11 protein-coding genes are annotated in these 14395 nt (G+C 72.2%); 8 read left to right on the top strand and 3 right to left on the bottom strand.

Annotated elements, in window-relative coordinates; translation table 11 throughout:
• Nucleotides 1-1053: an ABC transporter substrate-binding protein gene (locus tag CCO04_RS05530; protein WP_215813129.1), complete on the top strand. Its 1053-nt coding sequence runs from the start codon at nt 1-3 to the stop codon at nt 1051-1053.
• 10 nt (nt 1054-1063) lie between these two features.
• Nucleotides 1064-1828 carry an ABC transporter ATP-binding protein gene (locus tag CCO04_RS05525; protein WP_215813128.1) on the top strand — a complete coding sequence of 255 codons (765 nt, stop codon included), beginning with the start codon at nt 1064-1066 and terminating at the stop codon, nt 1826-1828.
• Nucleotides 1829-1847: 19 nt separating this feature from the next.
• Here the strand turns inward: CCO04_RS05525 and CCO04_RS05520 are convergent, their stop codons facing one another.
• Entirely contained in the window at nt 1848-3482 is a 1635-nt protein-coding gene (locus CCO04_RS05520; RefSeq protein WP_215813127.1) for a long-chain-fatty-acid--CoA ligase, read from the bottom strand.
• A gap of 92 nt (nt 3483-3574) precedes the next feature.
• Between CCO04_RS05520 and CCO04_RS05515 the strand changes: the two genes are divergently transcribed.
• From CCO04_RS05515 to CCO04_RS05505, 3 genes are all read left to right on the top strand, one after another.
• Nucleotides 3575-7435: a Pls/PosA family non-ribosomal peptide synthetase gene (locus tag CCO04_RS05515; protein WP_308281137.1), complete on the top strand. Its 3861-nt coding sequence runs from the start codon at nt 3575-3577 to the stop codon at nt 7433-7435.
• Between the two features lie 6 nt (nt 7436-7441).
• Complete coding sequence (locus CCO04_RS05510) at nt 7442-8743, top strand: M1 family metallopeptidase (protein ID WP_215813126.1); 1302 nt, start codon at nt 7442-7444, stop codon at nt 8741-8743.
• Nucleotides 8744-8831: 88 nt separating this feature from the next.
• Nucleotides 8832-9377 (top strand): Uma2 family endonuclease, encoded by a 546-nt coding sequence (locus CCO04_RS05505; protein ID WP_215813125.1) that lies wholly within the window; start codon nt 8832-8834, stop codon nt 9375-9377.
• Between the two features lie 73 nt (nt 9378-9450).
• Here CCO04_RS05505 and CCO04_RS05500 read toward each other — a convergent pair whose 3' ends face one another.
• Together CCO04_RS05500 and CCO04_RS05495 are read right to left on the bottom strand one after the other, a co-directional pair.
• The gene (locus CCO04_RS05500) at nt 9451-10740 is read right to left on the bottom strand and encodes a citrate synthase (RefSeq protein WP_215813124.1); all 1290 of its coding nucleotides are present in this window, start codon (nt 10738-10740) and stop codon (nt 9451-9453) included.
• Nucleotides 10741-10762: 22 nt separating this feature from the next.
• Entirely contained in the window at nt 10763-11662 is a 900-nt protein-coding gene (locus CCO04_RS05495) for a bile acid:sodium symporter family protein (RefSeq protein ID WP_215813123.1), read from the bottom strand.
• A gap of 284 nt (nt 11663-11946) precedes the next feature.
• Here CCO04_RS05495 and rplM point away from each other — a divergent pair, with 284 nt between their 5' ends.
• The 3 genes from rplM (at nt 11947) to glmM (ending at nt 14388) form a co-directional block, all read left to right on the top strand.
• Complete coding sequence (gene rplM, locus CCO04_RS05490; RefSeq protein ID WP_215813122.1) at nt 11947-12390, top strand: 50S ribosomal protein L13; 444 nt, start codon at nt 11947-11949, stop codon at nt 12388-12390.
• Nucleotides 12391-12413: 23 nt separating this feature from the next.
• Nucleotides 12414-12929 (top strand): 30S ribosomal protein S9, encoded by a 516-nt coding sequence (rpsI, locus tag CCO04_RS05485; RefSeq protein ID WP_374196991.1) that lies wholly within the window; start codon nt 12414-12416, stop codon nt 12927-12929.
• A 103-nt stretch (nt 12930-13032) separates the two neighbouring features.
• Complete coding sequence (gene glmM / locus CCO04_RS05480) at nt 13033-14388, top strand: phosphoglucosamine mutase (RefSeq protein WP_215813120.1); 1356 nt, start codon at nt 13033-13035, stop codon at nt 14386-14388.
• Nucleotides 14389-14395: the final 7 nt, after the last annotated feature.

The raw sequence follows: 14395 nt of genomic DNA, 5'->3' as shown, positions 1-14395 counted from the left end.
ATGAACCGCACCCGTTGGACCGCCGCTGCCGGCCTGGTCGCCGCCCTCGTGCTCCCGCTGTCGGCGTGCAGCCTGGGCGAGGACAAGGAGGCGTCGGCGAGCGACTGCCCCTGGAAGGCCGACACCTCGGTGACCGGCAAGATCCGGATCGGCTACCAGAAGATCCCCAACGGCGATGTTGTCGTCAAGGACCAGCGGATCCTCGAGTCCTGCCTGCCCAACGCCACCGTCGAGTGGAGCAACTTCGCCTCCGGCGGCGACGTGATCCAGGCGTTCGGCGGCGGCAGCCTCGACCTCGGCCTGGCCGGTTCCTCGCCCTCGACCAAGGCCCTCTCGGCGCCGCTGGACCTGCCGGTCAAGGTGGTCTGGATCCACGACGTCATCGGTGAGGCCGAGTCGCTGGTGGTCCGCGACCCCGCGATCACCGACATCAAGGGGCTCAAGGGCAAGACGATCGCGACGCCGTTCGGCTCGACCGCGCACTACTCGCTGCTCCAGGCGATCACGGACGCCGGCGAGGACCCGGCCGACTACAAGCTCGTCAACAGCGAGCCCGAGCAGGTCGCGCCGGCCTGGACCAAGGGCGACATCGACGCCGCCTGGATCTGGGACCCGACCCTGTCGGAGCTGAAGAAGGAGGGCGGCACGGTCATCCTGTCGAGCGCGGACACCGCGGCGGCCGGCAAGCCGACGTACGACCTGGGGCTGGCGAGCACGTCGTTCATCGAGGCCAACCCGAAGGTGCTGGAGGTCTGGGCCAAGGCCCAGGACTACGCCGTCGAGCAGATCCTCACCGACCCCGACAAGGCCGCCGAGAGCGTGGCGATCGAGGTCGGCGTGACGCCGGAGGAGGCCAAGGCGCAGTTCGCCGGGCTGACCTACCTGCGTGCCGCGGACCAGGCCAAGACGGAGTGGCTGGGCAAGAAGCTCGGTGAGGACCTCCACGCCACCGCGGAGTTCCTGCTCACCCAGGACGGCATCGACGCCGTCGCGGGACCCGACGTGTACGCCGCCGGGGTCGACCCGTCCGGTGCGGCGGCCGCGGGCAAGTGAGCGGGCACCGATGAGCAAGGGCATCGCCGTCGCGGGCCTGGAGCACGCGTTCCCGGCCCGCGGCGGCGCCGTCGCGGCGCTCGGCCGGATCGACCTCGACATCGCGCCCGGCGAGCTCGTCACGCTCGCCGGGCCGTCGGGGTGCGGCAAGACCACGCTGCTGCGGATGATCGCCGGCTTCGCGTCGCCGTCGGCGGGCTCGATCGCGGTGGGCGGCGTGCCGGTGACGGGGCCGGGGGTGGAGCGCGGCGTGGTCTTCCAGCAGCCGAACCTCTACCCCTGGCTCGACGTACGGCGCAACGTGGCGCTCGGCCCCCGCCTGCGCGGCGTACGGCGGGCCGAGCGGCTGGCCATCGCCGACCGCTACCTCGACCTGGTCGGGCTGAGCGATGCCGCCGACCGGCGTCCGTACGAGCTCTCCGGCGGTATGCAGCAGCGCGCCCAGATCGCGCGGGTGCTCGCCGGCGACCCCGAGGTGATCCTCATGGACGAGCCCTACGGCGCGCTCGACGCACTCACCCGCGAGCGACTGCAGGGCGAGCTGCTCGCGCTGTGGCGGGCCACCGGCAAGACCATCCTCTTCATCACCCACAGCGTCGACGAGGCGGTCTTCCTCGGCTCGCGGGTGCTCGTGATGAGCCCGCGCCCGGGGCGGATCGTCCTCGACGAGCTGGTCCCGTTCTCCGCCGACGCCGACCTCGCGCCGGACGAGATCCGCGGGCTGGCGAAGTTCGGCGAGACGGCCGCCCGGGTCCGGGCGGCCATCGCGCACTGAGGCTCGGGTGGGGGGCGGCTCAGACCTGGCGCTCCTGCTCCTCCCAGTAGGGCTTGCGGAGCTCGCGCTTGAGGATCTTGCCCGTGGGGTTGCGGGGCAGCGCCGGGATGATGTCGACGGTCTTGGGCGCCTTGAAGTGGGCGAGGCGCTCGCGGGTCCACTCGATGAGCTCGAGCTCGCTGGTGTCCGAGCCCTCCTTGAGCGCGACCACGCCCTTGACCGACTCGCCCCACCGCTCGTCCGGTACGCCGATCACGGCGACCTCGAGGACCGCGGGGTGCTCGGAGAGGACCCGCTCGACCTCGGGGGAGTACACGTTCTCGCCGCCGGTGATGATCATGTCCTTGAGCCGGTCGGAGACGAACACGAAGCCGTCCTCGTCGACGTGGCCCATGTCGCCGGTGCGGAACCATCCGTCGTCGGTGATCACCTCGGCGGTGGCCTCGGGCTTGTTGAGGAAGCCCTTCATCAGCTGTGGCGTCTTGAGCCAGATCTCGCCGTGCTCGCCGGTGGCGACGTCGGCGAGCGTGGCCGGGTCGACGATCCGGACCTCGCACTCGGGCAGCGGCTTGCCGGCCGAGACGAGGCGCTCGGGGTGACCGTCGGCCTCGGCGGTGCGGTGGTCCTCGGGCATCAGGTGGGTCGCGACGCCGGCCACCTCGGTCAGGCCGTAGACCTGGATGAAGTCGGTGTCGGGCCAGGCCTTCATCGCCGCGCGCAGCAGCGGCGGCGGCATCGGCGCGGCGCCGTAGGTGTAGGTCTTGAGCAGCCCGAACAGCTGGACCGCGTCGGGTCCCGCCTGGAGCACCTGGGCGAGCACCGCCGGCACCAGGAAGGTCCGGTTGGCGCCGGCCAGGATCGCGCCGGCCAGCGAGGCCGCGTCGGGCTCGCGGGTCATCACGCTGGGGATGCCGTCGTGGATCCCGAACAGCACGTACGACGAGCCGCCCACGTGGAAGAGCGGCATGGCCACCATCGACTTGTCGCCCGGCTCGAATCCCCAGCCGTCATGGGCGTTGATGGTGTGCTTGACCATGTTGCGGTGGGTGAGCATGACGCCCTTGGGCCGGCCCGTCGTGCCGGAGGAGTACATCACCAGGCACACGTCGTCCTCGAGGACGTCGGGGCCGTCGGCGCAGGCCGTGGAGGCGGCCAGGAACTGCTCGTACTCGTCGTCCTCGCCCCCGTCGGGGGTGACCTCGATGATCTTCTCGACGTTCGGCAGCCGGTCGCGGATCGCCTCGATCGTCGGCATCAGCTCGCGCCCGACGAAGAGCACCTTGGCGCCGGAGTCGTTGACGGCGTAGTCGATCTCGTCGCCGGCCGAGCGCCAGTTGATGATCGCGTTGGCGGCGCCGATCGAGCCCGCGGCGAGGCTGATCTCGACGCAGGCCGGGTGGTTCTTGTCGAGGAAGGACACGACGTCGCCGCGGGCGACACCGAGGTCGCGCAGGCCGCCGGCCGCGCGGTGGACACGGTCGTGCCACTCGGCCCAGGTCCAGGTCCGGCCGAGGTAGGTCATCGCCTCGGCGTCGGGGGTGGCCTCGGCCCAGTAGTTGAGCCGGTCGTCGACGTACGTCGGCTCCGGCGGCACGGCAGGCGGCCACGCGCGGGTGGCAGGGGCGGGGTTCTCGGGCTCCGTCGTCGCACTCACCTCGCTGATTGTGGCTCACATCACAAAGCGGCACAACGGAGTGCCTGCGAACCGGTCATGTCCCGTTCACCTGGATCGACGAGGATCGAGAGGTGAACCCCCTGCTCCGCGGTGACGAGGCGCCCCCGCCGCGCACGCTGGTCGACGTCCTGCGGCGCACGGCCGCCGACCACCCGGACGCGATGGCGCTCGACAGCGGCAACGACACGGTCACCTACGCCGAGTTCGCCGAGGCCGCCGAGGCGGTCGCCACCGACCTGGCCGACCTCGGGATCGGCCCGGGCGACAAGGTCGGCGTCCGGCTGCCGTCGGGCACGACCGACCTCTACGTCGCGATCATGGGGATCCTGTTCGCCGGTGCCGCCTACGTGCCGGTCGACGCCGACGACCCCGAGGAGCGGGCCCGGCTGGTGTTCGGCGAGGCCCGGGTCGCCGCGCTCATCGGCACCGGCCTGGTCATCGAGGCGCGCCGCGAGGCGCCGGCCCGGTCCCGGCGCGACCCGGGGGTCGACGACGACGCCTGGGTGATCTTCACGTCCGGCTCGACGGGGACGCCCAAGGGGGTCGCGGTCACCCACCGCAATGCCGCGGCGTTCGTCGACGCCGAGGCCGGGATGTTCCTGCAGGACGCGCCGATCGGCCCGTCCGACCGGGTGATGGCGGGCCTGAGCGTCGCCTTCGACGCGAGCTGCGAGGAGATGTGGCTCGCCTGGCGCTACGGCGCCTGCCTGGTCCCCGCGCCGCGGGCGCTGGTGCGCAGCGGCGTCGACGTCGGGCCCTGGCTGACCGCCAACGACATCTCCGTCGTCTCCACCGTGCCGACCCTGGTCAGCCTGTGGCCCGACGACGCGCTCGAGCGGGTCCGGCTGCTCATCCTCGGTGGCGAGGCGCTGCCGCCCGAGGTGGCCGCCCGCCTGGCCCGCGAGGGCCGCGAGGTCTGGAACACCTACGGCCCGACCGAGGCGACCGTGGTCGCGTGCGGCGCGCTCGTCGACGGCGTCGGCCCGGTCCGGATCGGGCTGCCCCTGGCCGGCTGGGACCTCGTCGTGGTCGATCCCGCGACCGGCGAGCCGGTCGCCGAGGGCGAGCGCGGTGAGCTGATCATCGGCGGCGTCGGGCTCGCCCGCTACCTCGATCCGGCCAAGGACGCCGAGAAGTACGCGCCCATGCCGACACTCGGCTGGGAGCGCGCCTACCGCAGCGGCGACATCGTCATCAACGACCCCGCGGGGCTGCTGTTCGCCGGCCGTGCCGACGACCAGGTCAAGGTCGGCGGACGCCGGATCGAGCTCGGCGAGATCGACTCGGCCCTGCTCGCGCTGCCCGGGGTCTCGGCCGCCGCGGCGGCCGTGCGCCGCACGAGCACGGGCAACCAGCTGCTCGTCGGCTACCTCACCACCACCGCGGCGTACGACGCGGCGGCGGCGACCGCCCACCTGCGGGCCACGATGCCGGCTGCCCTCGTCCCGCGGCTCGCGGTCGTCGACGACATCCCGACGCGCACCTCCGGCAAGGTCGACCGCGACGCGCTGCCCTGGCCGCTGCCGACCGCGGATCCCGCCGACGCCGGCCTGCACGGCACGTCCGCGCGCATCGCGGAGGTCTGGCAGAAGGTCATCGGCGCGGCTCCCGACGGCCCGGGATCCGACTTCTTCGACCTCGGCGGCGGCAGCCTCACCGCGGCCCAGGTGGTCACCCTCCTGCGCGCGGAGCACGCCGAGCTCACGGTCGCGGACCTCTACGAGAATCCCACCGTCGACGGGCTCGCGGCCTTCCTCGACTCGCTCGAGCCCAGCGCGCTCGCCGAGCAGAGCCGCAAGGTCAAGCCGATCCCGCCCAAGACCCAGGTCGGCCAGGTGCTCGCCGTACCGGTGCTGCGGGCGCTCGCCGCGCCGCGCTGGCTCGCCGGGATCCTGACCGCCTCGCGCCTGGTCCACGACCTGCTCGACGTGGCCTGGGTGCCGGCCGCGCCGTGGTGGCTGATCGTGCTGCTGCTCGTCGTCTTCGTCAGCCCGCCGGGACGGATGCTCGTCGCGGCCAAGCTCGCCCGGGCGGTGCTCGCCGGCGTGCAGCCGGGCGCCTACCCCCGCGGCGGCAAGGTGCACCTGCGGATCTGGGCGGCCGAGCGCCTCGCCGACGAGCTGGGCGCGACCCGCCTCGGCGGCGCGCCCTACATCACCTGGTACGCGCGGCTGCTCGGCGCCAAGGTCGCCCGCGGCGCCGACCTGCACTCGCTGCCGCCCATCACCGGTCACCTCACCGTCGGCAAGGGCGCCTCGATCGAGCCCGAGGTCGACCTCACCGGCTACTGGATCGACGGCGACACCCTCCACGTGGGCGGGATCCGGGTGGGCCGCCGGGCCCGCGTCGGCACCCGCTCGATGCTCTGCCCCGGCGCGGTCGTCGGGGACGACGCCGAGGTGGCGCCCGGCTCCGCGGTCTTCGGGCAGGTGCCCGCCGGGGAGTTCTGGTCCGGCGCGCCGGCCACCCGCGCCAGCTCGGCCGCCCGGGGTCCGTGGGCCGAGCGCCCGCCGGCCTCGCGCCGCTCGCTGCGCGTGTGGGCGGTCTCGTACGCCGCCACGGCCGCCCTGCTCGCGCTGCTGCCCCTGCTCGCGCTGCTCGCGGTCGTCGTACCGGTGCTGCTGCTGGCCGACATCGGCTCGACCGCGTCGGCCGGCGAGGCCGCCCGGGCGCTGCTGCCGTGGCTGGTGCCCGGCGTGGTCGCCGGCTGCGTCGTGCTGGCGCTCCTGGTGCTGCTCGTCGTGCGGCTCCTGGCGCGCGGGGTCAAGCCCGGCGCGCACCCGCTCCAGAGCCGCGCCGCGCTGTGCGTGTGGGGCACGATCCGGGTGCTCGACGAGGCCCGGACCTGGCTCTTCGCGCTCTACAGCTCCCAGCTCACGCCCCGCTGGCTGCGCCTGCTCGGCGCGCGCATCGGCAAGGACGTCGAGGCCTCGACGGTGCTGATGATCCCGTCGCTGACGACCGTGAGCGACCAGGCGTTCCTGGCCGACGACACCCTGATCGGCGGCTACGAGCTCGGCGGCGGCTGGCTGCGTGCCGAGCGGGTCAAGGTCGGCAAGCGCGCCTTCGTCGGCAACTCCGCGATGGCCGCACCCGGCCGCAAGGTGCCCAAGCGCTCGCTGGTCGCGGTGCTCTCGGCCGCGCCCGCGCGCGGCACCGTCAAGGCGGGGGAGTCGTGGCTCGGCAGCCCGCCCGCGCCGCTGCGCCGGGCCGAGCAGGGCTCGGCCGACGAGCGGACCTACGCCCCGCCGACCCGGCTCAAGGTCGCCCGCGCCTGCTGGGAGCTGGCCCGGCTCGTCCCGATCGCCCTCGCCGTGGCCCTGCACGCGCTGGTGGTGCTCGGCAGCCTGGCCGTGTGGGCCGACCACGGCGCGGTGGCCGGGGCGCTCGTCGTACCGCTGCTGCTGTGGGGAGCCGGCCTCCTGGCCGCCGTCGTCGCGATCGCCGCGAAGTGGCTCCTGGTCGGCCGGGTCCGGGCCGGCGCGCACCCCCTGTGGAGCTCGTTCGTGTGGCGCAACGAGCTGGCCGACACCTTCGTCGAGGTGCTCGCGACGCCGTGGTTCGCCGGCCTCGCGACCGGCTCGCCGCTCATCACCCTGTGGTTCCGCGCGATGGGCGCCCGGGTCGGCCGCGGCGTGTGGTGCGAGTCGTACTGGCTGCCCGAGCCCGACCTCGTCGACCTCGGCGACGGCGCCACCGTCAACCAGGGCAGTGTGGTGCAGACCCACCTCTTCCACGACCGCCTGCTCGCCACCGACACCGTCCGGCTGCGCCGCGGCGCGACCCTCGGGCCCAACTCGGTCGTGCTGCCCGCGGCGTCGCTGGGCAAGCACGCTACGGTCGGTCCGGTGTCGTTGGTGATGAGGGGGGAGACGGTGCCGGACAAGACGAGGTGGATCGGGAACCCGATCGGGCCGTGGGCGGAGGACTGACCCGCCGTGCCCGGACTTCCCACCGCTGACCCGTACCTGCCCGACCACGGCGATCCGTCGTACTCGGTGCGGCACTACGACCTCGACCTGATCTACGTGCCCGACGGCAACCGCCTGCGCGGCACCGCCGTCCTGTCGGTCGTCGTGCTCGCCGAGACCAACCGGCTCGTGCTCGACCTGGCCGGGCTCGCCGCGACCAAGCTGCGCATCGACGGCGCCCGCCTCAAGAAGTGGTCGACCCGCTCGAACCGCCTGGTCCTCCAGCTCGACCGCGCCGTCGCGGCCGGCGCCGAGCTCACCCTGACCATCGCCTACGGCGGCTCGCCGCAGCCGGTCATCGACCGCTACCACGGCGACGCCGGCTGGGAGGAGCTCGAGGACGGCGTCATCGTCGCGGCCCAGCCGCACGGCGCGCCCACCTGGTTCCCCTGCAACGACCGGCCCGACGACAAGGCGACCTACCGGATCGAGCTCTCCGCGCCCTCCGGCTACACCGTCGTGGCCAACGGGAACCTCGCGCAGAAGCGGCGCCGGGCCAGCGTCGACACGTGGACCTACGTGATGGACCGGCCCATGGCGTCGTACCTGGCGACGGTGCAGATCGGCCGTTACGACACCACCGAGCACGCGCCGTCCCTGGTCACCATCGCGCCGCCCGACGCCGACCTGGCCGGCTCGTTCGACCAGCAGCCCGCGATGATGGCGTTCTTCGAGCGGGTCTTCGGCGACTACCCCTTCGACGGCTATGCCGCGGTCGTCACCGACGACGAGCTCGAGATCCCGCTCGAGAGCCAGAGCCTGTCGACGTTCGGCCGCAACTTCTGCTCGACCGACTGGTCCCAGGTGCGCCTGATCGCCCACGAGATGGCGCACCAGTGGTTCGGCAACGCCGTCACCCTGCGCCACTGGCAGGACATCTGGCTGCACGAGGGCTTCGCCTGCTACGCCGAGTGGCTGTGGTCGGAGGAGTCCGGCGGCCCCCACACCTGCGACGGCTGGGCCCGCCACCACCACGAGCGCCTCGCCGACCTGCCCCAGGACCTGGTGCTCGCCGATCCCGGCCCGGAGCTCATGTTCGACGACCGCGTCTACAAGCGCGGGGCGCTGGCCCTGCACGCGCTGCGCGTCGCCGTCGGTGACGAGTCCTTCTTCGGGCTGCTCAAGGCCTGGGCGGCCGAGCGGCGCGGGGCGTCGGTGACCACGGCGGAGCTCCTGGAGTTCGCGGGGGAGCGGACCGGGGTGGATGTCGCCGGGCTGCTGGGGCCCTGGCTGTTCGAGGCGGAGCTGCCGGCTTTTCCCCAGGGCTGAGGCTGCCGGTTGCGGCGGACCTGGCGGTTGCGTTGACTTGCCGGGTCGGCGACGATCTCGGGAGACGCCGAAACTGGAAGGAGCAGCGATGACCGTGGCGATGGAGCCCACCGAAGAGCTGCGGCGCATCCCCATGAGCTGGGGCGACTACCTGAACCACCCCGAGAACGACGGTGAGTACTACGGGGGGTGCCTGGTCGTCATGCCGACCGCAGGCAAGAAGCATCAGCAGATCGTCAAGCGGCTCCTACGCCTGGTCGAGGCCGACCTGCCTGCCGGGGCGGAGGCGCTCCCGTCCCTCGGCTGGTCGCCATCGGGCGTCCGCGAGCTCCTCATCCCTGACCTGACCGTCTTCCGGGACGAGAGCGACGAGGACTTCCTGTCCGGCGTCCCGCTGCTGGTCGTCGAGGTGCTCTCCACCAACCGGCGCGACGACCTCGTGGCCAAGGTCCAGCGCTACGCGGCGTGGCGCGCGCCGTCGTACTGGATCGTCGACCCGCGTGACCACCAGGTGCTCACCCTCGAGCTCGTCGACGGCCTCTACCTCGAGACCGCCCGCCACACCGGTGGCCAGGTTGTGCTCACCTACGGCGACGTCGAGGTCCCCGTCGACCTCGACGCCCTGCTCGCCTGACCCCGAAAAACCAGCGACCCCGGCCACTGCGGAGCAGCGGTCGGGGTCGCGGAGCGATCAGCGGCGCGCCGGCTCAGGCCCAGCGCTCCTCGGCGGGGACGAAGTCGAGCGTCCGGGCGCCGGTGTAGATCTGCTTGGGACGAGCGATCTTCTGCTCCTTGTCCTGGGTCAGCTCGAGCCACTGCGCGAGCCAGCCGGGGGTGCGGCCGATCGCGAAGAGGACCGTGAACATCTCCGGCGGGAACTCCAGGGCCTCGTAGATCAGGCCGGAGTAGAAGTCGACGTTGGGGTAGAGCTTGCGCTTGATGAAGTACTCGTCCTCGAGCGCGATCTTCTCCAGCTCCTTGGCGACGGCCAGGAGCGGGTTGACCCCGGTGACCTCGAAGACGTCGTCGCAGGCCTTCTTGATGATCTTGGCGCGCGGGTCGAAGTTCTTGTAGACCCGGTGGCCGAAGCCCATCAGGCGCTCTTCGCCGTTCTTGACGCCCTCGATGAACGCGGGGATGTTCTCGACGGTGCCGATCCGGCGCAGCATCTTGAGGACGGCCTCGTTGGCGCCGCCGTGGAGCGGGCCGAAGAGGGCGCCGATGCCGGCGGCGACGGCCGAGTAGGGGTCGACCTGCGAGGAGCCGACCGAGCGGACCGCGTTGGTCGAGCAGTTCTGCTCGTGGTCGGCGTGGAGGATGAAGAGGGTGTCGAGCGCCTTGACGATGCGCGGGTCGCCGGCGTACTTCGTCTCGCTCATCTTGAAGAGCATCGAGAGGAAGTTCTCGGCGTAGGACAGCTCGTTGTCCGGGTAGACGTACGGCTTGCCCTGCGCGTGGCGGAACGACCAGGCGCCGAGGGTCGGCATCTTGGCGATCATCCGGACGATCTGGATGTGCCGGTTGTCGGGGTCGGCGATCCGGCTCGACTCGGGGTAGAACGTCGACAGGGCCCCCACCGACGCCATCAGCATCCCCATCGGGTGCGCGTCGTACCGGAAGCCCTGCATGAAGCCCTTGACGTTCTCGTGGACGAACGTGTGGAACGTGATCTCGTGGACCCAGTTCTCGTACTGCTCCTTGGTGGGCAGCTCGCCGTGGATCAGGAGGTAGGCGACCTCGAGGAAGTTCGACTTCTCCGCCAGCTGCTCGATCGGGTAGCCGCGGTACTCGAGGATGCCCTTGTCCCCATCGATGTAGGTGATGGAGCTACGACACGAGGCGGTGTTGACGAAACCCGGGTCGTAGGTGGCCAGTCCCGGCTCGTCGTCGTTGAGCTTGATCTGCCCGAGGTCCGCGGCCTTGATGGTGCCGTCGACGATCGGGATCTCGTACTCCGCGCCGGTGCGGTTGTCGCGTACGGTGAGAGAGTCAGTCACGCTGCCAACCTAGTCGGCCACGTCACAGAGCCGGTAGCCGGTGTCCCGAAGCGTGACCCGGGCCGCCCTTGCGGCCGCGCGTCAAGAGCCACCCGGCGAGCAGTGCGAGCGGGAACATCAGGACGCCGTACACCGCGGCGGGGACCGCCAGCGTGTCGTTCTCGAGCACGCTCAGGGCCACCGCGATCGCCAGCGTGCTGTTGTGGATGCCGACCTCGAAGGCCGACGAGAGCGCCTGCCGCTCCGGTACGCCGAGCAGCCGCGGCAGCGTGTAGCCGACGGCCAGGCTCGCCGCGCAGAACAGGACCGTCGCCAGGCCGATGTCGGCCAGGTAGTCGCCGAGGTTCTCGCGCTCGCCCAGCAGCGCGCCGATGATGACGAGCGCGAGGACCACGGCCGAGGCGATCCGCACCGGCCGGTCGGCGCGCTCGGCGAAGGCGGGGGAGGAGCGGCGCACGAGTATGCCGATCGCGACCGGGACCAGCACGATGGCGAACACCTGGGCGGTCTTGGCCGGCTGGAGGCCGATGTCCTCGGCGCCGGCGGGGTCGAACCAGCCGACGGCGAAGTTGACGACCAGCGGCAGGCTCACCACCGCGATCACGGAGTTGACCGCGGTCAGCGTGATGTTGAGGGCGACGTCGCCGCGGAAGAGGTGGCTGAAGAGGTTGGCCGTCGTACCGCCCGGCGAGGCGGCCAGCAGCATCATGCCGACGGCCAGGATCGCCTCCAGCTCGAGCGCCAGCACCAGGCCGAAGCAGAGCAGGGGGAGCAGGACCAGCTGGGCGAGCAGGGCGATGACGACCGGGCGCGGGGCGCTGCCGACCCGGCGGAAGTCGTCGGCGGTCAGGGCCAGGCCGAGGCCGAACATGATGATCGCCAGCGCGGCGGGCAGGCCGATCGAGACCAGTCCGGAGTCCATGCGGCCCGAGTGTGGCACAGGTCACAGCGCGATCGGCGGCCGGTGCGGGCGGGTGCACCGTTTTGACCCGCGTCTCCACGCTCCCGTAGCCTTGGCGGTCGCGTCTTCTGCCGCTTCACGCCCGTTCGTGAGGCAGACCCGGATCGCCCTCGGATCGTCGTGATGACGAGCGTGCGTGGGCCGGGCTGAGTTCGTCAGGAGACGCCGCCCGAGCAGCCCGCTGCGAAGGCACCGCCGTGCGACATCCGTCGTGTGGCTACGAACTAGCAAGGAGGGTTCGCATCATGCGCACCTACGCTCCGAAGCCCGACGACGTCGAGCGCGCCTGGCTCGTGATCGACGCGACGGACGTCGTCCTCGGTCGCCTGGCGGTCACCGCCGCCAACCTGCTGCGCGGCAAGCACAAGCCGATCTTCGCGCCCAACGCGGACACCGGTGACTACGTCATCATCGTCAACGCGGACAAGGTCGCCCTGTCCGGCAACAAGCGGACGGCCAAGATGGTCTACCGCCACTCGGGCTTCCCGGGTGGTCTGACCGCGACCCCGATCGGTGAGGTCATCGACAAGGACGCTCGCAAGGCCGTCGAGAAGGCCGTGTGGGGCATGCTGCCGAAGAACCGCCTCGGCCGGCAGATGATCAAGAAGCTGAAGGTCTACAGCGGCCCGGCTCACCCCCACCAGGCCCAGCAGGCCGTTCCCTACGAGATCACCCAGATCTCCCAGTGACTTCTCGACAGAGCTGACCAGGACTGAGGACTTATCAAGTGACTGAGAACACCACCGAGGTCGAGGAGACCTTCGAGACCGACGAGCAGGGTGTCGCCTACACCAGCGAGACCTCTCCGTCGGCCGCCATCGACGCCCGTCCCGCCACGATCGCCCCCGGCGCGGCCACCGGCCGCCGCAAGGAGGCCGTGGCCCGCGTGCGCATCGTCCCCGGCACCGGCACCTGGACCATCAACGGCCGGACCATCGAGGACTACTTCCCGAACAAGCTGCACCAGCAGGTCGTCAACGAGCCGTTCGCGGCGCTCGGCCTCGAGGGCCGCTTCGACGTCATCGCCCGCATCCACGGCGGCGGCATCACCGGTCAGGCCGGCGCGCTGCGCCTCGGCGTGGCTCGCTCGCTCAACGCGATCGACCTCGACGCCAACCGCCCGACCCTCAAGAAGGCCGGTCTGCTGACCCGCGACGCCCGGGCGACCGAGCGCAAGAAGGCCGGTCTCAAGAAGGCCCGCAAGGCCCCGCAGTACAGCAAGCGCTGATCCGCCTCCAGGCGATCATCACGACAGGGCCACGCACCGCTGCCGCGGTCCGTGGCCCTGTCGGCAGTTTTACGGCAGCACCAGTGACACAGAGGGAGCGCACGTGACCCGCATCTTCGGGACCGACGGGGTCCGCGGACTCGCCAACGACAAGCTGACCGCCGAGCTGGCCCTGGACCTCGGCGTCGCCGCGGCCCGGGTGCTCGTCGAGCACGGCGGCTTCGACCGGCCCCGCCCGCTGGCCGTCGTCGGCCGCGACACCCGCATCTCGGGGCAGTTCCTCGAGCACGCCGTGGTCGCGGGCCTGGCCGCCGCGGGCGTCGACGTCCTGCGCCTGCGCGTGCTGCCGACGCCCGGCGTCGCGTACTTCACCGACGCGCTGGAGGCCGACCTCGGCGTGGTCATCAGCGCCTCGCACAACCCGATGCCCGACAACGGCATCAAGTTCCTGGCCCGCGGCGGCGTCAAGCTGGACGACGCCCTGGAGCGCGAGATCGAGGAGCACGTCGGCCAGGACTGGGACCGCCCCACCGGCGGTGCCGTCGGCCGGGTCACGCCCTACGGCCCCACCGTCGAGGAGTACGCCGCCCACCTGGTCGGCACCCTCGACGACGCCGCGAACCGGCCGCTGGCCGGACTCACCGTCGTCCTCGACTGCGCCCACGGCGCGGCGAGCGCGGTCGGCCCCCACGCGCTGCGCGAGGCCGGTGCCACGGTGATCACCATCGGCGCCGAGCCCGACGGCCTCAACATCAACGACGGCTGCGGCTCGACCCACCTCGAGCCGCTGCGCAAGGCGGTCCTCGAGCACGGCGCGGACGCCGGCTTCGCCGTCGACGGCGACGCCGACCGGTGCCTCGCGGTCGACCACACCGGCGAGGTCGTCGACGGCGACCAGATCATGGCGATCCTGGCGCTGGGCCTCAAGGACGCCGGCCGGCTGCGCGACGACACCCTCGTCGCGACCGTGATGAGCAACCTCGGCCTGGTCCAGGCGATGACCGCCGCGGGCGTCACCGTGCGCCAGACCGGCGTCGGCGACCGCTACGTCCTCGAGGACATGCGCGCCGGCGGCTACTCCCTCGGGGGCGAGCAGTCGGGTCACGTCATCCTGCGCGACCACGCCACCACCGGCGACGGCCTGCTCACCGCCCTGCACGTGCTGCAGCGGATGGTCGTGACCGGCCACCGCCTGCGCGACCTGGCCGGCGTGATGACCCGGCTGCCCCAGGTCCTGGTCAACGTCGGGGGAGTCGACCGGGCGCGCACCGACGACGCGGCCCTGCTCGCGGCCGTCGCGGCGGCCGAGGAGGAGCTCGGCGACAGCGGGCGCGTCCTGCTGCGCCCCTCCGGCACCGAGCCGCTGGTGCGGGTGATGGTCGAGGCGCCGACGGCCGAGCAGGCCGACAGCGTGGCCCACGGCCTGGCCGACGTGGTCCGGGAGCGCCTCGCCCTCTGACCCGGTG

Source organism: Pimelobacter sp. 30-1 (assembly GCF_018831735.1).
GTDB lineage: Bacteria > Actinomycetota > Actinomycetes > Propionibacteriales > Nocardioidaceae > Nocardioides.
Note: the sequence above shows the minus strand (reverse complement) of the source record. Positions and strands in the feature narration are given on the sequence as shown.